Origin of the sequence: Micromonospora sp. NPDC002296, assembly GCF_040296145.1 — a bacterium.
In the GTDB taxonomy this organism is placed as follows: domain Bacteria; phylum Actinomycetota; class Actinomycetes; order Mycobacteriales; family Micromonosporaceae; genus Micromonospora.
Map to the genome: position 1 here is coordinate 33,541 of NZ_JBEOWQ010000029.1, position 22,443 is coordinate 55,983.

Here is a 22,443-nt window from a genome sequence, read left to right on the forward strand (position 1 = left end):
GACTACAGGGGTGGCAACCCCGCTGGGCTGCAAAGCTTAGGCTACCCTTACTGTCGCTTTCGGGATGTCGACGAGAGGTCAACCCATGTCGAGGAGAGGTCAGAGCGTGACCGTCGCGGCCCCACTCGCGGCGGATCCCGTGAGCTGCGAGGAGTTCGGCTACGGCCTCGGGCGCCCCGACGGGATCCTCGTCCTGAGATACCGCTCGGCGGCCCGCCTGGCGTTCGGCGAGAACCGGCAGGACTTCCTGCACCAGCTCTACTGGTCGCCGGACGGCGTGCTCTCCGCCCGACACGACCGGGGCGTCACCTCCATCGGCCCGGGGGAGACCTTCTGGGTCCAGCGGGCGGTGACCCACGAGGTGCACGCGGCGGACCGGCAGACCGTCTACCGGATCTGCCTGCGCGAGGTGCCCGCCGCTCTCGACGGCCTCCGGGCCGGTGCCGCCCGCATCGACGTCGAAGCGGCGGACCTCGTCCTGGCGCTCGCCGACCGGGAGTACGACGAGCGCGGCGCGCCCGAGGCCCGCAGGCGGATCATGGCCGGGCTCGACCCCCGTTCCCACCCGGCCGACGACCGGCAGGCCGGTGGCTCGGGCGTCGCGGTGACGGTCGCCACGGCGCTGGCGAACGACCCCGGCGACCCCACCCGCCTCGACGAGTGGGCCGAGCGACTGCACGTCAGCGTCAAGACGCTGCAACGTGACTTCGACCGCGAGTTCGGCATGTCGTACTCGCAGTGGCGGAGCGGCCTGCGGCTGCGCGCGTCGCTGACGCTGCTGCGTACCCGACCGGTCGGCGAGGTCGCCCGCCGCATCGGGTACGCCAGCCCGTCCGCCTTCATCTCCGCCTTCGTCCGGGAGTACGGCTGCACGCCGGGCCGCGCCGCGGCGATGATCCACGCCGGGGACGACGACGCCGCGTCCCTGCTGTTGTCCCGCTCACCCCGATAGCGCGAACCCGGGGCCGTCCACGTCAGCAGCGGAACCGTCGTCCCCGGTCGGGAGCCGTCAGCTCGTGGTGGGGAAGCTCAGGCTGACCGCCGAGGGGGCTCCGCTGGGCCACCGGGTCGTGACGACCTTCCCCCGGGTGTAGAAGTTGACGCCCTCGGGGCCGTGCACGTGCGTGTCACCGAACAGGGAGTTCTTCCAGCCGCCGAACGAGTGGTAGGCCATCGGCACCGGGACGGGCACGTTGACGCCCACCATGCCGACGGTCACCGCACGGGCGAACCGGCGTGCCGCCGCCCCGCTTCCGGTGAACAGCGCGACGCCGTTGCCGTACTCGCTCGCGTTGACGATGCGCACGGCATCGTCGAAGTCGGCGGCGCGTACGACGACCAGCACGGGTCCGAACACCTCGTCGCGGTACACCTCGGCGTCGGTGCTGACCGTGTCGAACAGGGTCGGGCCGACGAAGAAACCGTCGCGGACGGGTGCCTCACGCCCGTCGACGATCAGGGGGACGCCTGCCTCGGCGGCCCGGGTGACGTACCCGGTGATCCGGTCGCGGGCCTCGGCGGTGATGACCGGTCCCATCTCGCTGCTCTCCGCGTCCCCGGGCCCGACGCGTACCCGGCGTGCCTGCTCGGTGAGCAGGGACACGAGCTCATCGGCGGCGGAGCCGACGGCGACCACGGCGGAGATCGCCATGCACCGTTGCCCGGCCGAGCCGTAGGCCGCAGCGGTGATCTGCCTGGCGGCGTCGGCGAGATCGGCGTCGGGAAGCACGACGGCGTGGTTCTTGGCGCCACCGAGTGCCTGGACCCGTTTGCCCGAGGCGCCGGCCCGCTGGTGGACGTAGCGTGCGACCGGCGTGGAACCGACGAAGGACACCGCGGCGGTGTCGGGATGGTCGAGCAGCCGGTCGACGGCCTCCTTGTCCCCGTGAACCACGTTGAACACGCCGGCCGGCAGCCCGGCCTCGGCGTACAGCTCGGCGATCAGGTTCGACGGGGAGGGGTCACGCTCGCTGGGTTTGAGGATGAAGGAGTTGCCGCAGGCGATGGCGATCGGGTGCATCCACAGGGGGACCATGATGGGGAAGTTGAATGGCGTGATACCGACGCACACGCCGAGCGACTGCCGGAACGTGTACGAGTCGACGCCGTTGGACACCTGGTCGGAGTAGCTGCCCTTGAGCAGCTGCGGGATGCCGCAGGCGAAGTCGATGACCTCCCGGCCACGGGTCACCTCTCCACGGGCGTCGTCGAGGACCTTGCCGTGCTCTGCGGTGATCATGCGGGCCAGGTCGTCGGTGTGCTTCTCGACCAGGTCGCGGAAGGCGAAGAGCACCTTCGTCCGGGCGGTCAGCGAGGTCTCCCGCCACGAGAGCCACGCCTGCGCCGCGGCGGCGACAGCCGTGTCGACCTCTGCGGAGCTGGCCAGCGGCACCGTGGCCTGCGGCTGGCCGGTGGCGGGATTCCAGACGGAGGCGGTGCGGCCCGACAGGGGTCGTGTCGGCTTGCCGTCGATCCAGTGCTCGATGCTGCGCATGGTGTTCCTTTCCTAACGGAGGCTGACCGAGGCCCGGGCCGGCGACACCACCCGGACGGCTCCGTCAGAGGTTCAGGGTGAGGCCGGCAGTGGCGAGGAGGACGGGGCAGGAGCTGTGCCGGGCGGCCTCGGCCAGCAGGTCGGCGACCCGATCCCGGTGCCAGGGCCGGATGTGGGTGAGTACGAGGAGTTGGGCTCCCGCCCGGCGGGCGAGCCTGCCGGCGTCGCCGGCAGTCAGATGGTTCGGTACGGGCTCGTCGTCGAAGCCCGACGCCTCGGCCAGCACGACGGCGCATCCGTGGGCCAGGTCGTCGAGGGCGTCGCAGGGTGCGCTGTCGCCGGTGTAACACAGCTGGTCGTCGAGGCGGACAGCCCAGTTCTCCACCTGGTGCCGACCGACAGCGGTACGTACCCGGTACGGGCCGATGCGTTCGGGGGCGGGCCCGAAGGTGAGCTTCCGATGGGCGGGAAGCCGCTCCGCCAACCGGCTCTCGACGGCGGCCGGCCCGTACACCGGCAGCGACCCGGCGTCGCCCGCGGCGGATCGGAGGTAGGCCAGTGCGGTGAGGTCGTCGCAGTGGTCCCCGTGCGCGTGGGTGACGAAGACGGCGTCGAGCGCGGTGACGGGGGCGTACCGCTGCAGCGGCCCCACCGCTCCGGTGCCCAGGTCGAGCAGGAGCCGCCAGCCGTCCTGTTCGACCAGGTAGCAGGAGCACGCCGCGTCCGGGCCGGGCGCGGAGCCCGAACAGCCGATCACGGTGAGCCTCATTCGGCGGCCGGGGCGGTGGCGATGGCGACGACGTCGGCGACGGCGCCTTCGAGGCAGGTGCCCGCCACCGCGGAGGCCGCGGCCAGGACCTCCGGGTGTCCGTCGCCGACCGCCACGCCGAATCCGCTGGCCCGCAGCAGGGGCACGTCGTTGGGGTTGTCACCGACGGCCGCGACCTCGGCCAGGGCCACCTGCTCGTGCTCGGCGAGCCAGCGCAGCGCGACGCCCTTGTCCACGCCTGCGGGGAGCAGTTCCACGTAGGTGGCCTCGGACATCACGACGGTCACCTCGGGGGCGGCGCTGTGGGCGACCGCGGCGATGCGGTGCGCGGCGTCGGTGTCGGCGCACAGCAGCATGACCTTGCTGATGCCGTCGATGTCGTGCCAGCTCTCGATGTGTTCGACAGTGACGCGGTCGCGGGCGGCATAGGTGTCGACCCAGGCCGGCTGGTACGTGGCGAGGGCCCGTTCACCGACGAACGCGACGGCGGCGACGTCGGGCGGAAGCGTCTCGACCAACGAGCGGACCGCCGTCCACGTCGTCTCGTCGAAACGGCTCGCGTGCAGCACCTCACCGGTGTGCAGGTTGGCGATGAGCGCGCCGTTGAGCAGGATCGCCGGTCCGGTGAGACCTAGTTCGTCGTAGTAGCGCCGGCACGAGGCGGCGCTGCGGCCGGTGGCGATGACGACCTGGCCGCCGGCGCCGCGGAATGCCTGTAGGGCCGCGCGGCTACGCGGGACCATCGCGAGGTCGCGGTCGACCAGTGTGCCGTCGAGGTCGGTGACGATCCAGCGGTACCGCAGTGCGGTACCCGGGCCCAGGCGGGTGTCGGAGCTGGTCATGTCAGCGGAACCGCCCGGTGAGTGTCGGCGAACGCCTCGATAGCGGTCGATCCGGCCGGGTCGAGCGTGCCGACGGTGGCGAAGTAGCCGCGCTCGCGCCATGCCGCCTGGTCCGTCTCGACGTCGTTCGGGCGCAGGCCGAGGTAGTGGCCGCCGGCGGCGGTCACCAGCAGCGAGCCGGCCGCGACGTCCCAGCTGCTGACCCCGATACCGAGCGCCGCATCCGCCCAGCCGGTCGCGACATGCGCCAGGCTCAGTGCGGCGCTGCCGATCCGACGCAGCGTCTGGTACTCGATGATGAGGTCGGTCTGCCGTCGCACCGCCCGTTCGGGCGCGGCTCTGATCTCGCGTGCGCTCGGGTAGCTGGTCAGCAGCAGCGCCTGCTGCTCGGCGTCGGCGCCGACACTGGCCAGCGGCTGTCCGTTGTGCCAGGCCCCGGCGAGCGTGGCGGTGAACAGGTCGTCGCGTAGCGGGTCGTAGATCGCTCCGGCGACGACCCGCCCGTCGACCACCGCACCGATCGAGGTGCAGAAGAAGGGGAGCCCGTGGGCGAAGTTCGCCGTGCCGTCGATCGGGTCGACGTGCCATTCGACGCGGCCCTCGCCGACCGCGCCACCTTCCTCGCCGACGATGCGGCTGTCCGGCTCGGCGGAGAGCACTATTTCGCGGATCCGCGCCTCGGCCGCCTTGTCGTGCACGGTCACGGGGTCGTGCCGATCGCGCTTGTAGTCGACCTCGGGTCGGGAGCGGAACGCCCCCCGGAGCATGTCACCGACTGCGGTGGCGGCCTCGGCGGCCACCTCCGCCAGCTGGGCGGAGCGGGTCACGTCGATCGTGGTCATTCGTGCCTCTCGTCGGTGAGGGTGAGCAGCCGCAGCAGCTCGGCTGGGTCGTCGACGACCGCGTCGGGCGTCTGGGCGACGACGAACGGCAGGTCGTGGGTGGAGCGGGCAGTCATCAGGACGGTCACTCCGACCCCGGCCCGGCGCCCGCAGACGACATCGCGGTCGAAGTTGTCGCCGACGTACCACGCGTCACTGGGCGCGACCGCGAGCGCGCGGCACGCCAGGCGGATCATTTCCGGATTGGGTTTGCGGATGCCGAGCTCGTCGCTGTACAGCTGCAACGCCAGGTCCTTGTCGAGGCCGGCCTGGGCGAGCCAGTCCCGGTGCACGATGCCCGACATCGCGTTGCTGACGATCGCCACCGGGATGTCCCGCTCCCGCGCGCCCCGGAGCAGATCCTCGATGCCGTTGCGGGCGACCCGCGTCGAGCGCAGCTCACCCTGGCGTCGGCACAGGAACCACGCCTGGCTGGTCACCAACGCGCGCGCCTGATCGGGCCAGTCGGCGGCGACGAACTCCGACCAGAACACCCGCCAGGTCAGCTCGGCCGGCGCGGACAGTCGCGACATCGCGTTCTTCCACGCGGAGTCGGCTGCGGCGGCGGCGCGGACGTCGCGGACCACGTCGTCGATGGTCAGCTCGGTGCAGCCGGCCGCGCCGAGCATCGCGACGACCTCGGTGGCGAGGTCGGTGACCCAGGTGTCCCGGCGTGCGGTCTGCACGACGACGCCACCGAAGTCCAGCAACAGCGCGCGGGGCCGGGGCAGCCGTGCGGCGATCACCGGCCGGACCCGGAGGCGACGGCCGGTCCGGCGGCGGGACGCTGTCCGGCCCGCTGTTCGCGCAGGAACTGGTCCCAGCCGGTCATCCTGCGGCCGTCGGCATCGAAGACGTGCAGGTCGGCCGCGGCGGCCCAGAGGGTCACCTCGGCGCCCGGCGTCGTCTCGATCTTCCGGTAGGACTGGACGTACAGCGGTTCGCCGTGGCACCGCAGCTGCACGGTCCAGGCCGAGCCGGTGGGCAGGACCGTGTCGACCACGGCCGGCGCCCGCCAGACGCCGTCGGGAACATCGGCTTCGGCGTACGCGATGTTGAGTGCCTCGGGCCGGACACCGCCCGTTCCGTCGGTGGGCGGGCGGCCGACCCGGGCGGCCACGTAGTCCGCCACGGTGGCGCCGGGACCGGCCACGTCGGCCGACCCGAACGGCATGGTGTTCATGGGTGGGCTGCCGACGAACTCAGCCACGAACACGCTCGCCGGCCGCTCGTAGACCTCCATCGGCGTGCCGGTCTGCTCCACGACTCCCTCGTTCATGACGGTGACGTGGGTGGCCATCGTCATCGCCTCCAGCTGGTCGTGGGTGACCAGTACGACGGTGGCGTGCGAGCGCTGGTGGATTCTCTTGATCTCTGCGCGCATCTCGAGGCGGAGCCTCGCGTCGAGGTTCGACAGCGGCTCGTCGAGCAGCATGACCTCCGGGTCGACCGCGAGCATCCGGGCCAGTGCGACCCGCTGCTGCTGGCCGCCGGAGAGCTGCGAGGGGTAGCGGGCAGCATATTCGGCGATGTGCAGCATCTCCATGGCCTCGGCGGCGCGCTGTGCCCGTTGCGCCGTGGGCGTCTTCCGCATCATCAGCCCGAACTCGACGTTGCGGGTGACCGTCATGTGCGGCCACAGCGCGTAGCTCTGGAACACCAGCCCCATGCCCCGCTTCTCGGGTGGCACGAAGAGGCCCTGCCCCACGGAGTCCAGCAGCCGTGAGCCGACCCGGATGTCGCCCCTGGTGGGCTGCTCGAGCCCGGCGATCATCCGCAGGGTCGTGGTCTTGCCGCAGCCGGACGGGCCGAGCAGGCACATGAAGCCACCGTCGGGAATGGTCAGGTGCAGGTCACGCACCGCGTACTGGCCGGCGACGTAGCTCTTGTCGACGCCGATGAGTTCGATGTTCGGCATGTTCAGCCTCCCAGGCCCGTGGCGAGGTTGCTTCTGGTGGCCCGCTGGGCCAGGTAGGTGACGGTGAACGAGAGCGCGGCGATGATGAGTACCGCCGCGTTGGCCTGCTGCCGATATCCGAAGTCGACCAGGTTGATCGACAGGGTGGTCAGCAGGGGCGTGCTCGCGGTCGTGAGCATGATGACGATCGACAGCTCTTTGAGCCCGGAGATGAACGGCAGCAACACGCCGGTGGTCAGCGCGCCCTTCTGGATGGGCAGCACGACCCGGCGCAGCCGGGTGAGCCAGCCGGCGCCGGCCACCTGGGCCGCCTCCTCCGGTTCGCGGCCCAGTTGCATCATGGCGGAGATGCCGGACCGCGACGAGTACGGCAGGTGGGTGATCGCCATCACCACGACCAGCAGGAGGGTCGTGCCGTAGAGCGCCGGGATCGGGCCGCGCGGGACGGCGAACAGCGTCAGGTAGGCGGCGGCGAAGGCGATACCCGGCACCAGGTAGGGCAGGAACGAGACCTGCCGCAGGGTGCCCGACAGCCGGCGGCTGGGCGAGCGGGCCACCACGTACCCGACCATCAGCCCGACGAGGCCGCAGACCAGGGCCGCCATGCCGACGATGCGCAGGCTGTTCCACATCGCCTCGTAGAGGTCATCGCTGCGCAGCAGGCCGTGCGGGAAACCGACCGCCTCCGGGATCGACTCGGCGGTCCAGAACTTCAGCGTGAAGTTGTCGGCACGGAACACGCCTGGCGCGTAGGTCACCGTGGACAAGGCGAGGGTCGCGAGCGGCACGACGACGCTGGTGACGAAGACGGCCATGGCGAGGCCGTAGGCGGGCCACCGCCAGCGGCGCAGGTCGGTGGCGCGGTCCATGCTGCCCTTGCCGCCGATGGTGACGAACCGGCGTTGTTCACGGACCAGGCGCATGTCGATGAGCACGACGAGCACCCCGAGCAGGACGATGACGGCGGCGATGACGGCGGCCACGCCGGGAGCCCGGGTGTGGATGCTGCGGTACAGGCTGGTCGACAACATCGCGTAGTCGGTGGGCAGACCGAGGATGTACGGGGTGCCGAAGGTGCCCAGCACCCGGCCGAGGACGAGGAGCACGGCGGAGGAGAGCGAGGGCAGCAGCAGCGGCAGGACCACGTGACGCATCCCCTGGCTCCTGTTGGCGCCGAGCACCCGCGCGGACTCCTCCAACTGCGAGTCGATGCGCCGCAGCGCGTTGCCGAACAGCAGGAACACGAACGGGTAGTAGTGCAGGCCGAGGGTGACGATGATCGGCACGGCGCCGTACGCGAGCCAGTCGGGGGTCCGGACCCCCCAGGTCTCCAGGAAACCCGGGGTCCCGCCGGACCGGCCGTTCTTGAACAGGGTCAGCCAGGCCAGGGCGAACGTCCATGACGGCAGCATGTACGGCACGACGAGGGCGCCGGCGAGGAACTTGCGGCCGGGCACGTTGGTCCGGGTCACCAGCCACGCCATCGAACCGCCGAGCACCACGGCGAACACGACCACGCCGAGCCCGACGACCACGGTGTGTGACAGCGGCTCCCAGAACAGGCTTGCGCTGATCGGTGACCGGAACACCCGCCACAGGTAGTAGCCCGTGAGCGAGCCGGCCGGTGCCCCGGCCCGGCTGTCGTCGCCGAACTGCACGCGTGCCGCATCCGACACGATTGCCACCAGAGGCGCGATGACCAGGTAACCGAAGATGAGCACCAGGGCAATGCCGATGAGGGTGGTCGGTTCGGCGAGCAGGACCCGTGCCCGGTACCGTATCCGGCCCCAACGGCTGGCCGGCGTCTGCGTGGGCGGCGGCGCTGGCGGTGCCGGGCGGTCGATGACTGCCATCTTGAGTGTCTTGTCCCTTCAAGCAGAGCCATGGTGCCCACCGATCGTGATGACTCGGTGGGCACCCGCCGGATCAGTTGTGCTGCACGCGCCAGAAGTCCTGGACGGGTTGGGTGTTCTGGTAGTCGTCGAGCAGGCCCTTGGGGTCCATGACGAACAACTGCGTACCCCAGTCGGTGAGGCCCTTCGGGTTGCCGTCGCTGGGCGGCACGGCGGTGCTGCCCGAGACGCCGCCCTCCTCCATCTCGTGCTTGATGCCTTCCTGCGTCATGACGAAGTGGACGAACAGCTTGGCGGCGTTGGGGTGCTTCGTCCCGGTGGCGATCGCGACGTACTTGGAATAGGAGAACCCGACCCAGGGGCTCAAGCCCTCGCAGACGGCCATCTGGTAGCCCTTGCCCTCGACGTCGCGGAACTTCGCGATCGACACCAGGCCGATGCGACCCTCGGTCTGCTGCGGCGCGGCGACGGCGGCGGCGATGTTCTCGTCCTCGCTGTTGATGATCGGCTTGTTCTTCGCCAGCTTCTTGACCCACTCCCAGCCGGCGTTCTTCTCGGTCGTCTGCAGGGCCTTGCCGGTGTGCCGCTGGTAGGCGTCGGCGAGCGGTGCGGCGCCGTGGCCGGCGCTCTGGCTGAGCCACTGCACGATGGTCGCCTTGCCCAGCGGATCCTGTAGCAGCACCTTGCCGCGCCAGCTGTCCTCGGTGAGTTCCCAGACGTTCTTCACCGGGCAGCCGTTCGGGTAGATCTTCGGGTTGTACACCCAGACGTTGGCCTTCGACAGCACCAACAGCGGGTTGCGGTTGGTCTCCGGGATGTCCTTGATCAGATCCGGCGGCAGCCACGTGTAGACGACCTGGCGGGGCAGCAGCTCGCCGGCCAGCAACGGGCCGTCGGAGAAGAGGGTGAGGTCGACGGCGACGTTGCCGGCCTCCTTCTCCCGGACGAGCTTCTCGGCGGTCTTCTGGGTGTCGGACTTCACCCCCTCGGCCTTGATGCCGTACTTGGCGGTGAATGCCTCGGCGACCTTCTTGATGTCGCCGGTCGAGTCGTAGACGAGGACGCTGCCCTCCTTCTTCGCCGCCGCGACGAGGGCGTCGAGATCGAAGGAGGCGTCGACGGAGGCGGACGGGAGTGCGCCGGGCTCGTTGGTTCCGCTGGACGGGGCGCAGGCGGCGGCTGCGACGAGCGCGGCGATGCCGACTGCGGCAGCGGCAAGGCGACGGGTGGGACGGATCGGAGTCGTTATATGGCGGCTGTCCACGTGCGCGAACCTCCTCGGTGGCGGAGCATGCGGGTGAGAGCCAACTCGTCCGTCGGATGTGATGAAGACGCATTCGCATCCGCGGAGTGTCCTGAGCGTAATACGGCGGCAATCTTTGTCAAGACATATGTACATCAGCCCTTCAGACGATTCGCTTCAGCATCGCGTCGGCCAGCGCGTCGCAGCACTCGGCCAGCCGCAGGCCGACGACGTCGACGCGACGCAGCAGCTCACGCTGCCGCAGCATCTCGGAGGTCACGTCCCCGGCCAGCAGCTGGCCGATCGCCTCCTGGTACACGCGACGCACGACGCCGGCCCGCTTCCGCACGGCCAGGACGAGGTCGGCGACGTCGGTCGGATGGTCGACCAGCTGCGCAAGGGCGCGGCGCAGCAGCGCGAGCCCCTCCCGAACGGCGATGAGCGCCGGCACGGCGGCGTCCATGGTGGGCGCGCCGAAGAGGTCGTTCTCCCGTACGAAGTCCCGTAGGTTGTCCAGCACGTCGTCGATCGACCGGGAGAGCCGGAACAGGTCCTCGCGGTCGATCGGCGTGGTGAGCGAGGCGGCGAGCTCGACGACGAGTTGCCGCCGGTGGTCGTCGCCGGCATGTTCGATGTCGCCCATCCGGGCCCGGCCCGTGGCCGACGGCACGGCCCTGGTGACCACGTCGATGGCCAGGTCCACCGCCTCCTGGTTCTGCTCGAGCTGGCGCAGCATGATGCCGACGACCCGATGGTGGGAGCGACCGGCGAGGTCGTCCACGATCCGCCAGAGCCGGCGCAGCCGACGGCCGGTCACCGGAGCCCTCGCACGGCCAGCCCGGCCACCGCCGCCATGCCGAAGCTGGCCGGCAGGGTAACCAGCCACGAGATCAGGATCGGCACTGCGTACTGCCAGCGGACCCGCCGGGCGCCCTGGCTGGCGCCGACGCCGACCAGGCCGGCCGCCACGGACTGGGTCATGCTGACCGGCACACCCAGCCCGGCGGTGCCGAACACCGCCGCGGACGAGGCGATCTCGGCCGAGACGATCTGCCACGGACGTGGCGGGGACAGGCTGAACGTGGCACCGCGCGACATCCGCCGCAGGCTCGTCAGCGCCCCTGCGGCGAACAGCGCCGCCACGGCGGACAACACCGGCAGCGACAGTTCGCCCGAGCCGTGGACGGCGGCGACGGCGACCGCGGCGACCGCGAACATCTTCTGCCCGTCGTTGGCCGCGTAGGCCAGACACTGGCAGCCGAACGCGCCGACGTGCGCCAGCCGGACCGTGGCCGATGCCCGACCGGTGGTCGGGACCCGCTGGGCCAGCACGCCGAGCAGATAGCCCAGCAGCCCACCGACGAGGGGCGCGGCCGCGCCGATGCCGAGCATCGTCGCAAGAGTGCTCCACGACGGCATGAGCCCGAGCCCGAGTCCGGCGCCCGCCAACCCACCGATGATCGCCAGGGTCACGCTCGTCGGTACGCCTCGCCACGTCAGCACCAGGACCAGTGCGACCGCCGCCGCCACGCCGATCACGACGATCGCCTGCCCGCCGCGATCGCCGGAGGCGACCAGCCGGCCGGTGAACGCGTGCGCCACATCCAGTCCGAAGAGGCGGGGACCGGCGACGATGGCGGCGAGAAGAAGTCCGAGCATGGCGATGCCGGCGACCTCGCGGTGGCGTAGGGCGAGGGCGAGCAACGCTCCGCCGTCGTTGGCGCCGCAGACGAAGACGAACACGGCGGCGAGCACGGACAGCACGACGCTCACAGACCTGACCAGTGGCCGCGTTGCGTCGCCTTGCGCTCCACGTACCGCTGTCTGGCCGGCGGGCCGTCCGGCGTGGTCGACACCGCGGCCACCGGGACGTCCCACCACGTGTCGTTGTCCGGGCTCCCCGGCCCGCCGAGCTCGGTACGGACGTGCACGACGGTGGTGGTGGCGGCGGCGCGCGCCTTCACCAGCGCCGCGCGGACCTCGTCGAGGGTGTCCGCGGTCAGGACGTCGGCGCCGAGGCTTGCCGCGTTCGCGGCCAGGTCGACCGGCAGCGGCTGTCCGTCGAAGCGGCCGGAGTCGGGGTTGCGGTATCGGTAGACGGTGCCGAACCGGGCACCACCCACCTGCTCGGACAGCGCCCCGATGGAGGCGTAACCGCCGTTGTCGACCAGGACCACCACCAGCTTGAGTCCCTCCGCCACGGCGGTGACCAACTCCTGCGCCATCATCAGGTAGGAGCCGTCCCCGACGAGAACGAAGACCTCGGCGTCCGGCTGGGCCAGCTTCACGCCCAGGCCACCGGCGATCTCGTAGCCCATGCAGGAGTAGCCGTACTCGACGTGATACTGCCGAGGACTCGCCGGCCGCCACAGCTTGTGCAGGTCGCCGGGCATGGAACCGGCCGCGCAGACGACCACGTCGGCCGGGTGGGCGGCGTCGTTCACCGCGCCGATGAGCTGGCTCTGGGTGAGGGGGCCGGGCCCGGGGCGGCGGGCCTCGTCGACGGCGTCGTCCCACCGGCGGGTCAGGGTCACGGCGCGCTTCCTGCGCTCCTCGCTCACCTGCCAGCGCGGCAGCGCCGCGTCGAGTGCCCGCAGCCCTTCCCGCGCGTCCGCGACCAGGCTGACCGCGCCGAGCTTCGCCGCGTCGAAGGCAGCCACGTTCAGGTTGACGAACCGCACCGACGGCTCGGCGAACAACGACCGCGAGGCGGTGGTGAAGTCCGCGTAGCGGGTGCCGATGCCCAGCACCACGTCGGCCTCGGCGGCGAGGGCGTTGGCGGCCGTGGATCCGGTCACGCCGATCGGGCCGACCGCGCACGGATGGTCGTGGGGGAGCGCGCCGCGGCCGGCCTGGGTCTCGGCCACGGGGATGCCGGTGCGTCGGGCGAAGGAGGCGAGCTCGTCATTGGCGTCGCTGTGGGTCACGCCGCCGCCGGCGACGATGAGTGGGCGGCGTGCCCCGCGCAGGGCCTGCGCCGCTCGGGCCAGCGCGGCCGGCTCGGGTACCGGGCGCGGCACGTACCAGGTCCGCTCGGTGAACAGCTCGTCCGGCCAGTCGTACGCCTCGGCCTGCACGTCCTGCGGCATGGCCAGCGTGACCGCTCCGGTTTCGGCCGGGTCGGTGAGCACCCGCATCGCGGCCAGCAGCGCCGCCGGCAACTGTTCGGGGCGGTTGATGCGGTCCCAGAACCGCGACACCGGCCGCAGCGTGTCGTTGACCGACACGTCGTAGGAGCGGGAATCCTCCAACTCCTGAAGGACCGGATTCGCCACCCGGGTGGCGAAGATGTCCCCGGGCAGCAGCAGGACCGGCAGCCGGTTGACGGTGGCCAGGGCGGCGCCCGTGACGAGGTTGGTGGCGCCCGGCCCGATCGAGGTGGTGCAGGCGAACGTCGACATCCGGGCGGTCATCCGTGCGTAGGCGACCGCGGTGTGGACCATCGCCTGCTCGTTGCGGCACTGGTAGTAGGTCATCCCCGGGTCGCCGTCCAGCTCGGCCTGCCGCAGCGCCTGGCCGAGCCCGGCGACGTTGCCGTGGCCGAAGATTCCGAAACAGCCGGCGATCAGCCTGTGTCGTCGCCCGTCCCGCTCGCTGTACTGGTTGGCGAGGAAGCGGATGGTCGCCTGCGCCACGGTGAGTTTCATGCGCCGGTCCTCCCCAGATAGGTCGTCATCGGTACGCGTGGGTCGACCGGCTGGCCGGACCAGGAGCTACGGATCCACCCGTGGGTGGGGTCGTCGGCGCAGGCCATCGACCGCTCGGTGGCCGGGCCGGCCAGGACGTTCAGGTAGTAGAGGTCGTAGCCGGGGGCGGCCATCGACGGCCCGTGGTAGCCGTTCGGCACCAGGACGACGTCGCCGGCACCGACCTCGGCCAGCACGTTGGTGGTGCCGTACACCCGCTGGTAGGCAAGGCCGCGCGTCTCGAAGTAGTAGATCTCTTCGAGGACCGCCTCGCCGGGAGCCTCGGTGTCGTGTTTGTGCGGCGGGTACGACGACCAGTTCCCGCCCGGGGTGAGCAGTTCGACGGCGACGAGCCTGTCGCAGTCGAAAGCGTCCGGGGCGCAGAAGTTGTTCACCTGGCGGCTCGCCGTCCCTGCCCCCCGCACCTCCACCGGCACCTGCTCGGCCGGGCCGTAACGCGGGGGCAGCCGGCGTCCGGCCCGCGCCGACGGCAGCGCGAACCGCCCACCGGTCGTGCTGGACACCTCCACCCGTGCCCCGATCGGCAGGTAGCAGAAGTCGCTGACCCGGTCGAAGACGCTGGTTCGGCCGACGAGCTCGAACCGCGTCCCGTCGCAGTCGACCAGTGCCGAACCGGTCAGCGGCAGCACCAGCATCTCGTCGTCACCGGTGGTGAAGACGCGCGTCTGACCGGGCTCCAGGTCCAGCACCCGCAGCCCGCAGTAGGTCCAACCGGCCACTTCCGGGGTCACCTGGACGGTCCACCCCGGCGTCGTCGTGGCACCCCGGGAGATGTGCATCGCGCTCACCGCCTTCACAGCAGGGCGGTGGCCGCGTCGACGGCGGCCGCCACATCGTCGTCGGCCGGGTAGAGCAGCGCTCGTCCGGCCACCAGTCCGCGCACGCCGGGCAGTTCCAGCGCCTTCTGCCAACCGGCGTAGGCCTGTTCGGGCGGCGCCTCACCGCCGAGCAGCAGCACGGGCAGCGTGGTGGCATCGAGGACCCGGTCCATCTCCTCGACGACCGGGATCTTCAACCAGGTGTACGCCGAGGTCGCGCCGAGCGCCTGGCCGATGCTGATCGCCCGGATGAGCGCCTCGGGGCGCTGGTCGAGCTGCGTCCGGCCGTCGACCCGGCTCACCGGCAGCGGCTCGACCATCGCCATCAGGCCGCGCCCGGCCAGCGCCGTCACCGCACGGCCGCACGCCTCCAGGGTGTTGACCGTGCCGGGGTCATCGAGGTCGATGCGGCACAGCATCTTGCCGCCGTCGAAGTTCATCGCGGCGATCGTCTCGGCGTCGTAGCCGGTGAACCGGTCGTCCAGCTCGAACGCCGAGCCGGTGATGCCGCCGCGGTTCATCGATCCGATGACGAGCTTGTCGTGCAGGACGCCGAGGAGCATGAGGTCCTCGACGATGTCGGCGGTGGCGAGCACCCCGTGCACGCCGGGGCGGGCAAGCGCTACGCAGAGCCGGTCGAGCAGGTCGGCCCGGCTGGCCATCGCGTTGGCCCGGTCCCGGACCCCGATCGTGCCGCGAGCCGGGTGGTCCGCGGCGATGATCATGAGTCGCTGGTCGCCCCAGCCGGACAGCCGCCGCCGGGCCTGTGCGGACTCCGCGACCACCGCGGGCCGGCTGGCGCGGCGCCGGACCAGGTCACCGATCTGGGCACTGGCATCAGACATCCGGATTCTCCCCGAGCAGGGCCGACACCTCGTCGGCGGTGGGCATGGCAGCGGAGCAGGCCAGCCGGGAGGCGACGATGGCGCCCGCCGTGCTGGCGTACCGCAGGGTGTGACGCAGCGGCCAGCCGGCGAGCATGCCGTGGCAGAGCGCGCCGCCGAACGCGTCGCCGGCGCCCAGGCCGTTGACCACCTCGACCGGAGTGGGTGGCACCCGTACCCGCTGGCCGTCGGCCGTGCGGCCGAGCACTCCCTCCGGTCCGAGCTTCACCACGGCCAGGGCGACACCGAAGTCGAGCAGCGCCTGCGCGGCCCGCTCCGGATCGTCTTCACCGGTGGCCACGGCGCACTCCTCACGGTTGCCGACGGCTACGCTCACCGCCCCGCTGGCGAGCGCGGCCCGGTAGTGCCCGGTGGCCTCCGCGGCCGAGGACCAGAACATCGGCCGATAGTCCAGGTCCAGCACGGTCGGTCCGCGGCGATGGGCGAGCACCGCGTGCAGCGCGGCGCGGCTGGGCTCGGCACACAGGCCGGTGCCGGTGAGCCAGACGATCCGCGCCGCGCCGAGCGCGTCCAGGTCCAACTCCTGCGCGGCGATCTCCAGGTCGGGAGCCTTGGGTTCGCGGTAGAAGTACAGCGGGAAGTTGTCCGGCGGGAAGATCTCACAGAAGGTGAGCGGCGTTTTGAGGAGCGGCACCGACCGGACGAACCGGTCGTCTACCCCGTATTCCTTGAGCGCGGCCCGCACGAAATCGCCGAACGGGTCGTCTCCGGTGCGCGTCACCACCGCGGCGTGCCGTCCCAGTCGGGCGGCGGCGACCGCTACGTTGGTCGGCGACCCGCCGAGGAACCGACCGAAGGTGTCCACCTCGGCCAGCGGGACACCGGACCGCAGCGGGTAGAGGTCGACGCCGCACCTACCGACGGTGATGAGGTCGAAGTCGGTCACGACGGCAGCCCCCGCAGATAGGCCAGGCAGGCGGCGACCTCGGTGACCGGTCCGGCCCCGGCCGGCGGTTCCCGGTCCAGGACGAGGTCCTGCTCCAGTACGTACCAGCCGGCGTAGGCGGCCTCCTCCAGCGAGGCGACGATGGCGGCGACGTCCACGTCACCCTGGCCGAGCGGGCGGTAGAGGCCCTGCGCGACCGCGTCGCGGTAGCTCACCGCGCCGGCGCGGACCCGCTGGGCCTGCCCCGCGTCGACGTCCTTGAGGTGCACGTGTTTCACCCGCTCCGCGGCCTGGCCGGCCAGCCGCACCGGATCGCCGCCGCCGGCCAGCACATGGCCGGTGTCCAGGCAGAGCCCGATGCCGGAGCCGTCGAGCAGCCGCTCGATCTCCTCCGGTTTCTCGATCATGGTGCCCACGTGCGGGTGCAGCGTGGCGGTCACGCCGGCGTCGGCGGCCACCCGATCCAGCAGGTCAAGGTTCGACAGCAGGGTCCGCCAGCCGTCGGCGTCGAGCTCCGGGCGGGAGTCGTATCCGTCGAGGCCGGTCGCCGCGGCGAGGACGAGGACACCGGCGTCCGCCGCCCGGAACTGCCGCAGGGCGGCGGCGACCTCTGACACCGGATCCTGGGTCGATCCGTGCAGCACCACCGGCAGGAATCCACCGACGGCCCGTAGCCCGTGCCGTCGCAGCGCCTCCTGGCGGGCCGCGCCGTCTGCGGGCAGGAACCCGTCCGGGCCGAACTCGCTGGCCGTCAACCCGAGGGCCGCCATCTCCGCCAACACCCGGTCCACGTCCAGCTGGTGGCCCCAGCCGGGCACCTCACACACGCCCCAGGAGATGGGCGCGCCCGCCAGTCGCCGCGTCATGCCAGCACCGCCGAGCGCTCGAGCCCGTTCGCGGAGCCGCTGGCGCGGATCTCCTCGACCCGCACGGGCCGGCGCTCACGCCGCGAGCGGTCGGCGGCCTCGGCGATGTAGAGCGCCTCGAGCGCCTCGGCAACCGTGCACGCGCTGCTACGCCGCCCGGCCACATAGTCGAGGAACGCGTTCATCTCCGCGATGTAGGACGCGCCGAAGCGCTGCCAGAAGTCCGGCCACGGCTCACCGCTGGGATAGCTGACGCCCGGTTCGGCCGAGCGCAGCGGCGCCCGGTCGTCGAGACCGACGACGAAGGTCGACTCGGTGCCGGCGAGTTCGGCCCGTACGTCGTAACCGCCGCCGTTGTACCGCGAGCCCTGCAGGGTCGCCAGGGTGCCGTCGGCGAACGTCAGAATGGCCACGGAGGTGTCGACGTCGTTCGCCTCGGCGAAGAAGCTGGCACCCCGGTTCGCGCCGGTGGCGTAGACCTCGACGACCTCCTGGCCGGTCAGCCAGCGGGCGATGTCGAAGTCGTGGATGTGGCAGTCGCGGAAGATCCCGCCGGACAGGGGGATGTACTCGGCCGGCGGAGGCGCCGGATCGGCGGTGAGCAGATGCAGGCGGTGCAGGGTGCCGACCGCGCCGCTGCGCAGCGCCTCCCTGGCCGCTCGGTAACCCGCGTCGAAGCGGCGCTGGAACCCCACCTGTACCCGGCCGTCGGCCGCCGCCACCCGCTGGGCGACCTCGATCGTCCGGGCCAGATCGGCCGCGACCGGCTTCTCGCAGAACACGGTCAGCCCGGCGTCGACCCCGCGCTCGATCAGGTCGGCGTGCGTGGCCGTGGGCGTGGCGACGACGATCCCGTCGAGGGGCGTGGCGAACACCTCGTCGATCGGACCGGCAGCGCGTACGCCAAGGCGCTCGGCCACGTCACGAGCGCGCTCGGGCATGACGTCGCCGAGCACGAGCTCGGTCACCTCGGGGTGACTCGCGAGCAACCGGGCGTGTGTCGCACCGATGCGTCCGACGCCGAGCAGTCCAATGCGCATGAACGAATACCTCCCACGTGTCGAACATCGGTGGCGGCAGGCGCCAGCACGATGCATGCCATGATTCGTAGTCCCCGTCACACACCGAAGTCAAGACTTTGTCAGGACATTCTGATGTCTGCTAACTTGTTGGTGTCAAGCCAGAGTCTGCGACGAAGCGTGAGGAACCATTGACCACTTCCCTGTCGATCACGCTCGACCGGACGAGTCCGGTCCCGTTGTACTTCCAGGTCGCCCAGCAGATTGAGGCGATGATCGACGCCGGCACCCTGCCCGCCGGCCACCGGCTGGACAACGAGATCCAGCTGGCCGATCAGATGGGTTTGTCCCGCCCGACATTGCGGCAGGCCATCCAGCACCTCGTCGACAAAGGGCTGCTGGTGCGCAAGCGTGGGGTCGGCACGCAGGTGGTGCACAGCATGGTGAAGCGGTCGGTGGAGCTGTCGAGTCTCTACGACGACCTGGCGATGGCCAGCAAGCGACCCACCACCACCGTGCTCAAGATGGCTCGTGTTCCGGCCGAGGACGACGTTGCCTTCGCCCTGCGAGTCCCACCGGGTACCGAGGTGGTGCACCTGCAGCGGCTGCGGTGCGCGCAGGGCGAACCCCTGGCGATCATGCACAACTGGCTGCCGGACGGGCTGACCGACCTCACCGTCGAACGGCTGGAGCAGCGTGGCCTCTACGAGATGCTGCGCGCCGCCGCCATCCACATGCGGGTCGCCAACCAGCGCATCGGCGCGCGCGCCGCGACCCTCGCGGAGGCGAAGCTGCTGCACGAACGGCGTGGCGCACCACTGCTGACGATGACCCGCACGACGTACGACGACAACGGCCGTGCCGTCGAATACGGCTCGCACGTCTATCGGGCGACGCTGTACACCTTCGAGATCGCACTCGTCGAGCGCTGATCGTGACGCACGCGCCGTCGCCCGGCCCCGCGACGCGGGACCGGGCGACGGTGTGTTCAGCCTCGGGGAGTCCAGCCTGTCGGGTCGACAGCCAGATCGAGATCATCGGCGATGTCGTCCCACTCGACGAACTTGAAGTTCGTCGTGGTGCGCGGCTCGCCATTGCCGTCGAGCACCTCAGGGCCGTCGAAGCCGTCCTGGACGACGAACAGACCCTCGTCGAACTGGTCACCGAGCGGCACGTTCATCACCATCGCCCCGTCGCACTCTTCCGAGCCGTCCGGGTGGGTGGGGTCGGAGTGCGGCCCGACCCGGAACGAGCCGAGGAAGGTGTTGGCGCCGGAGCGCTGGTACACCACGAAGCTGTTGTCGCCCTGACTCGACGCCAACAGGTAGCCCTTGCCGTTGGCCCGGTAGTAGATGGTCAGGCCCTCGACGTCGGCCGTGATGTGCGTGCCACCGTAGCCGGGATCGGGGCCGGCCTGGTAGCACTCCTCGGTCACCGGGTCGTAGGCGAGCGGGAGGCCGAACTCCTTCACCTTGTCCATCAGGACCGGGGTCCCGGTCAGGGTTGCCGACACCTTCCAGATACCGACGTCCTCCTGACCGGCGTAGAGCACACCGCTGGTGGCGTCGACCACCATGCCCTCGACCTGCGGCAGGTCGCCAGGGTCGTCGCACGGCGTCCAGGTGCTGCCGTTGGGCAGCGCGAAGCTCTGCGGCAGGGTGAGGCTGCGAACCTTGTGGTAGGTGACGGTCCCGGCCGGGGTGACGGTGAGCTCCAGAAGCGCCACGCTGGTCTCGTGCCGTTGGCTCACCAGCGCGTAGTTGCGCCCGGTCGCGCGGTCCTTCCACGTCGCCAGCCCGTAGGCCGTGCGCCCGTCGTTGACCTCTCCCGCGTTCGCGGAGAACACCAGCGGAGCCGCCGCGCTCGTCACATCGGTGAGCGCCGTGCTGCCACCGGCCGGGTTGATCCGGTAGACCCGCAGCGTGTCACGGCCACGGTCGGTCGTCACGGCGAGGTCGACGGTGGCGCCACCGACCCGGACCCCGTACAGCAGGTCCACGTTGTTGAATCGGCCGGGCTCGTCGTCCGGCCCCGGAGCTGCCGGTGCCGCGATGCTCTGCACCAGCCCACCGGACAGGTTGTAGACCCGCAGGCCGCCTTCCTTGGCGGTCCCCACCACCAGGCTCTTGGCCGAGTTGGTCGGATGCACCCAGATCGCAGGATCGTCGGCATTGGCGTTGCCGCCTGCGGTGTCGTCGAACAGCGTGGGCGTCTCGACTTCCGCCTTGACGGTCGGGACTGCCATGGCGGCGGCCGGCGTCGAGGTCGACGCCACGACAACCACCGCTGTCAGGCAGAACGAGGCCGCCGTCAGCAGACGACGGTCGGGTTTGAAGCGCATTGTGCCTCCCGGACGTGGGACGGGGATGGGGGAGAACCTTGCGAGGACGGACGTTACAACAGTATGTCCTTACAAACAATAGTCACGACATATTGGCGTGCATGAGGCCGGTGGGAGCCAGCCCATCCGCCCCGCACGCTGGTGAAACCACGATGGATCGACGGTCGCCGGGTGGGATTTCCTGGGCCCGGGGCGGAAATCGGCCCACCCCGGCCCGGCTCGGCGCTGCCGGCTCGGCGGGGTGGGAGCGGGGTGGGATCCGCCGGGGGCGGCCCGTTCCGGGCGCTCAGGCTCGCCCCTGCGCGGGCCCTGGCGTGGTCACAGGGTCCGTACGAGCGCACACGATCGCGCCGGACCGGGGAACAAGATCGTGCTCGATCAGGGAGCGGGTGGCCTCGTCCCGGGTGGGATGCCACACCTTCCGGGATCGAGCACGATCTTGCCCGCCGATCCGGTCCCCGGTGCCGCGATTCCAGCCGACCGCAGGCTCTCTCCGTTGGAGGCTCGGGAGTCGGCGCTGGCGTCGGTCGAATTCGGAGAAAGACGGTCTGCCCGGAAAACCCGAACGACCGGACCAGCGGGCTCGTGCCCGCCGGTCCGGTCGTCAGGGAGGCCGACCAGCAGCTCAGACCCGGGTGACCCGCACCGCGTCGGCGATCACGTATCCGGCGGCGTTGGTCCAGCGGCTCACGCCGACCAGATTGCGGTCGCCGGCGGCAAGGTTGAAGGTGCCGATCGAACGCCACGCCCCGCCGCCGGTGCGCTGGTCCACGTTCACCGTCTGGTTGCCCGCGGCGGTGACCACGACGTGCGGCGCCGAGCTGTTGTAGCCGGCGTCGGCCGGATACCACACATCGATCCGGTGGTTGCCGGCCGCCGGGATGTTCACCTTGAACCAGGCCGCGTCACTTTCGAGCACCGGGTTGGCGAAGCGGTACTCGGTGCCGTAGCGCTGCGCCGAGTAGGCCGAGGAGGACCAGTTGGCGCTCGCGGTGAAGCGGCCCGCGGTGGCGTTGTCCACGATGGTGCTGAACGACGGCGGCGTGGTGGCCAGGCCCAGGTGGGCGGCGATGCCCTGGGCGTGCGCGCGCGCGACGGCGGTGATGAAGTCGGCGCGCTTGAGCAGGTTCGTGTCGGCGACCGAGTCGATGAACAGGTTCTCGGTCAGGACCGCCGGCATGGTGGTCTCGCGAAGAACGTGGAAGTTGGCGGTCTTCTGCCCCCGGTCGGTCACCGATCCGATCGACCGCATGCCGGCGATGATCCGCGGGTGGAGGGCGTTGTGCAGGCTGAGGGCCCCCGAACCCCCGGTGGGATAGCGGTAGCTCTCGAAACCGGTGCCGCCGCCGGAGTTGATGTGGATGCTCACGAAGATGTTCGCGCCCCAGGCGTTGGCGTCGTCCGTGCGGGAGGCGAGGCTGAGGGTGAGGTCGCTCGTGCGGGACATCCGCACGTCGACGCTGTAGTTGGCCAGCAGGATGTCGCGCACCTGGAGCGAGATGGCGAGGGTGAGGTTCTTCTCCTGCAGGCCGTTGCCGACCGCGCCGGAGTCGGTGCCGCCGTGGCCCGGGTCGATGTAGACGCGGGGAAGGGCGGCCTGCGCGCGGCCGGCGAGCAGGGGTGCGGCCAGTACGCCCGCAGCGGTGGCGAGAAGGGTGCGGCGTCGCACGGCGGAGTTACCAAAACTGGACATTGACGCCTCTCGACTACGGAGTGGGGTGGGGTGGCGGGCTGGACAACGCGTCACGGCCGACGATGTACTCGGCCCCGACCGGCGTCCCCGCGCACCCATCGCCGCCGTCACCTGCGGTTCGGGGTGTGCGTCCGCCTGGCGCGATCCAGAAGACGTTCCTGGCGAGATCGTAACGAGCATCGATGCCTACGTGAAGAATGTTTACATG

20 protein-coding genes are annotated in these 22,443 nt (G+C 71.0%); 2 read left to right on the forward strand and 18 right to left on the reverse strand.

All coding sequences use genetic code 11. The features are described from left to right. The first annotated feature begins 106 nt into the window (after window positions 1-106). Window positions 107-952: a helix-turn-helix transcriptional regulator gene (locus ABT023_RS21015; RefSeq protein WP_350888071.1), complete on the forward strand. Its 846-nt coding sequence runs from the start codon at window positions 107-109 to the stop codon at window positions 950-952. A 57-nt stretch (window positions 953-1,009) separates the two neighbouring features. On the opposite strand, the gene ABT023_RS21020 is transcribed toward ABT023_RS21015, so the two are convergent. The 16 genes from ABT023_RS21020 to ABT023_RS21095 all read right to left on the reverse strand — a co-directional run bounded on the left by ABT023_RS21020 (window position 1,010) and on the right by ABT023_RS21095 (window position 18,222). Continuing rightward, a complete protein-coding gene (locus tag ABT023_RS21020; protein WP_350888072.1) occupies window positions 1,010-2,494 on the reverse strand; it encodes a CoA-acylating methylmalonate-semialdehyde dehydrogenase in 1,485 nt (494 codons plus the stop codon). A 64-nt stretch (window positions 2,495-2,558) separates the two neighbouring features. Next, on the reverse strand, window positions 2,559-3,251 hold the full coding sequence (locus ABT023_RS21025; protein WP_350888073.1) for an MBL fold metallo-hydrolase: 693 nt from the start codon (window positions 3,249-3,251) through the stop codon (window positions 2,559-2,561). 8 nt (window positions 3,252-3,259) lie between these two features. Next, entirely contained in the window at window positions 3,260-4,105 is an 846-nt protein-coding gene (locus tag ABT023_RS21030; protein WP_350888074.1) for a Cof-type HAD-IIB family hydrolase, read from the reverse strand. Further along, window positions 4,102-4,947, reverse strand: a complete 846-nt coding sequence (locus tag ABT023_RS21035; protein ID WP_350888075.1) for an inositol monophosphatase family protein — start codon at window positions 4,945-4,947, stop codon at window positions 4,102-4,104. Before ABT023_RS21035 ends, ABT023_RS21030 begins: the two co-directional genes overlap by 4 nt. Next, window positions 4,944-5,732 (reverse strand): HAD family hydrolase, encoded by a 789-nt coding sequence (locus tag ABT023_RS21040; protein ID WP_350888076.1) that lies wholly within the window; start codon window positions 5,730-5,732, stop codon window positions 4,944-4,946. The genes ABT023_RS21035 and ABT023_RS21040 overlap by 4 nt, the downstream gene beginning before the upstream one ends. Further along, a complete protein-coding gene (locus ABT023_RS21045; RefSeq protein WP_350888077.1) occupies window positions 5,729-6,904 on the reverse strand; it encodes an ABC transporter ATP-binding protein in 1,176 nt (391 codons plus the stop codon). The genes ABT023_RS21040 and ABT023_RS21045 overlap by 4 nt, the downstream gene beginning before the upstream one ends. A gap of 2 nt (window positions 6,905-6,906) precedes the next feature. Then, window positions 6,907-8,757: an ABC transporter permease gene (locus ABT023_RS21050; protein ID WP_350888078.1), complete on the reverse strand. Its 1,851-nt coding sequence runs from the start codon at window positions 8,755-8,757 to the stop codon at window positions 6,907-6,909. 73 nt (window positions 8,758-8,830) lie between these two features. Next, window positions 8,831-10,021 (reverse strand): ABC transporter substrate-binding protein, encoded by a 1,191-nt coding sequence (locus ABT023_RS21055; RefSeq protein WP_350888079.1) that lies wholly within the window; start codon window positions 10,019-10,021, stop codon window positions 8,831-8,833. A gap of 142 nt (window positions 10,022-10,163) precedes the next feature. Beyond that, on the reverse strand, window positions 10,164-10,817 hold the full coding sequence (locus ABT023_RS21060) for a DUF47 domain-containing protein (protein ID WP_350888080.1): 654 nt from the start codon (window positions 10,815-10,817) through the stop codon (window positions 10,164-10,166). Next, window positions 10,814-11,773: an inorganic phosphate transporter gene (locus ABT023_RS21065; protein ID WP_350888081.1), complete on the reverse strand. Its 960-nt coding sequence runs from the start codon at window positions 11,771-11,773 to the stop codon at window positions 10,814-10,816. The genes ABT023_RS21060 and ABT023_RS21065 overlap by 4 nt, the downstream gene beginning before the upstream one ends. Next, complete coding sequence (gene iolD, locus ABT023_RS21070; protein WP_350888082.1) at window positions 11,770-13,647, reverse strand: 3D-(3,5/4)-trihydroxycyclohexane-1,2-dione acylhydrolase (decyclizing); 1,878 nt, start codon at window positions 13,645-13,647, stop codon at window positions 11,770-11,772. Before iolD ends, ABT023_RS21065 begins: the two co-directional genes overlap by 4 nt. Then, the gene (iolB, locus tag ABT023_RS21075; RefSeq protein WP_350888098.1) at window positions 13,644-14,486 is read right to left on the reverse strand and encodes a 5-deoxy-glucuronate isomerase; all 843 of its coding nucleotides are present in this window, start codon (window positions 14,484-14,486) and stop codon (window positions 13,644-13,646) included. Before iolB ends, iolD begins: the two co-directional genes overlap by 4 nt. Window positions 14,487-14,500: 14 nt before the next feature. After that, window positions 14,501-15,370 carry a Cgl0159 family (beta/alpha)8-fold protein gene (locus tag ABT023_RS21080; protein WP_350888083.1) on the reverse strand — a complete coding sequence of 290 codons (870 nt, stop codon included), beginning with the start codon at window positions 15,368-15,370 and terminating at the stop codon, window positions 14,501-14,503. Further along, complete coding sequence (gene iolC / locus ABT023_RS21085) at window positions 15,363-16,316, reverse strand: 5-dehydro-2-deoxygluconokinase (RefSeq protein ID WP_350888084.1); 954 nt, start codon at window positions 16,314-16,316, stop codon at window positions 15,363-15,365. The genes ABT023_RS21080 and iolC overlap by 8 nt, the downstream gene beginning before the upstream one ends. After that, window positions 16,313-17,182: a TIM barrel protein gene (locus ABT023_RS21090; RefSeq protein ID WP_350888085.1), complete on the reverse strand. Its 870-nt coding sequence runs from the start codon at window positions 17,180-17,182 to the stop codon at window positions 16,313-16,315. Before ABT023_RS21090 ends, iolC begins: the two co-directional genes overlap by 4 nt. After that, a complete protein-coding gene (locus tag ABT023_RS21095) occupies window positions 17,179-18,222 on the reverse strand; it encodes a Gfo/Idh/MocA family protein (protein ID WP_350888086.1) in 1,044 nt (347 codons plus the stop codon). Before ABT023_RS21095 ends, ABT023_RS21090 begins: the two co-directional genes overlap by 4 nt. A gap of 170 nt (window positions 18,223-18,392) precedes the next feature. On the opposite strand from ABT023_RS21095, the gene ABT023_RS21100 reads away from it, so the two are divergent. Further along, window positions 18,393-19,133, forward strand: a complete 741-nt coding sequence (locus ABT023_RS21100) for a GntR family transcriptional regulator (protein WP_350888087.1) — start codon at window positions 18,393-18,395, stop codon at window positions 19,131-19,133. A gap of 56 nt (window positions 19,134-19,189) precedes the next feature. Here the strand turns inward: ABT023_RS21100 and ABT023_RS21105 are convergent, their stop codons facing one another. After that, window positions 19,190-20,542: a phytase gene (locus ABT023_RS21105; protein WP_350888088.1), complete on the reverse strand. Its 1,353-nt coding sequence runs from the start codon at window positions 20,540-20,542 to the stop codon at window positions 19,190-19,192. A 625-nt stretch (window positions 20,543-21,167) separates the two neighbouring features. Continuing rightward, window positions 21,168-22,235, reverse strand: coding sequence for an N-acetylmuramoyl-L-alanine amidase (locus ABT023_RS21110; protein ID WP_350888089.1), 1,068 nt, complete (start codon window positions 22,233-22,235; stop codon window positions 21,168-21,170). Between the last annotated feature and the right edge of the window lie 208 nt (window positions 22,236-22,443).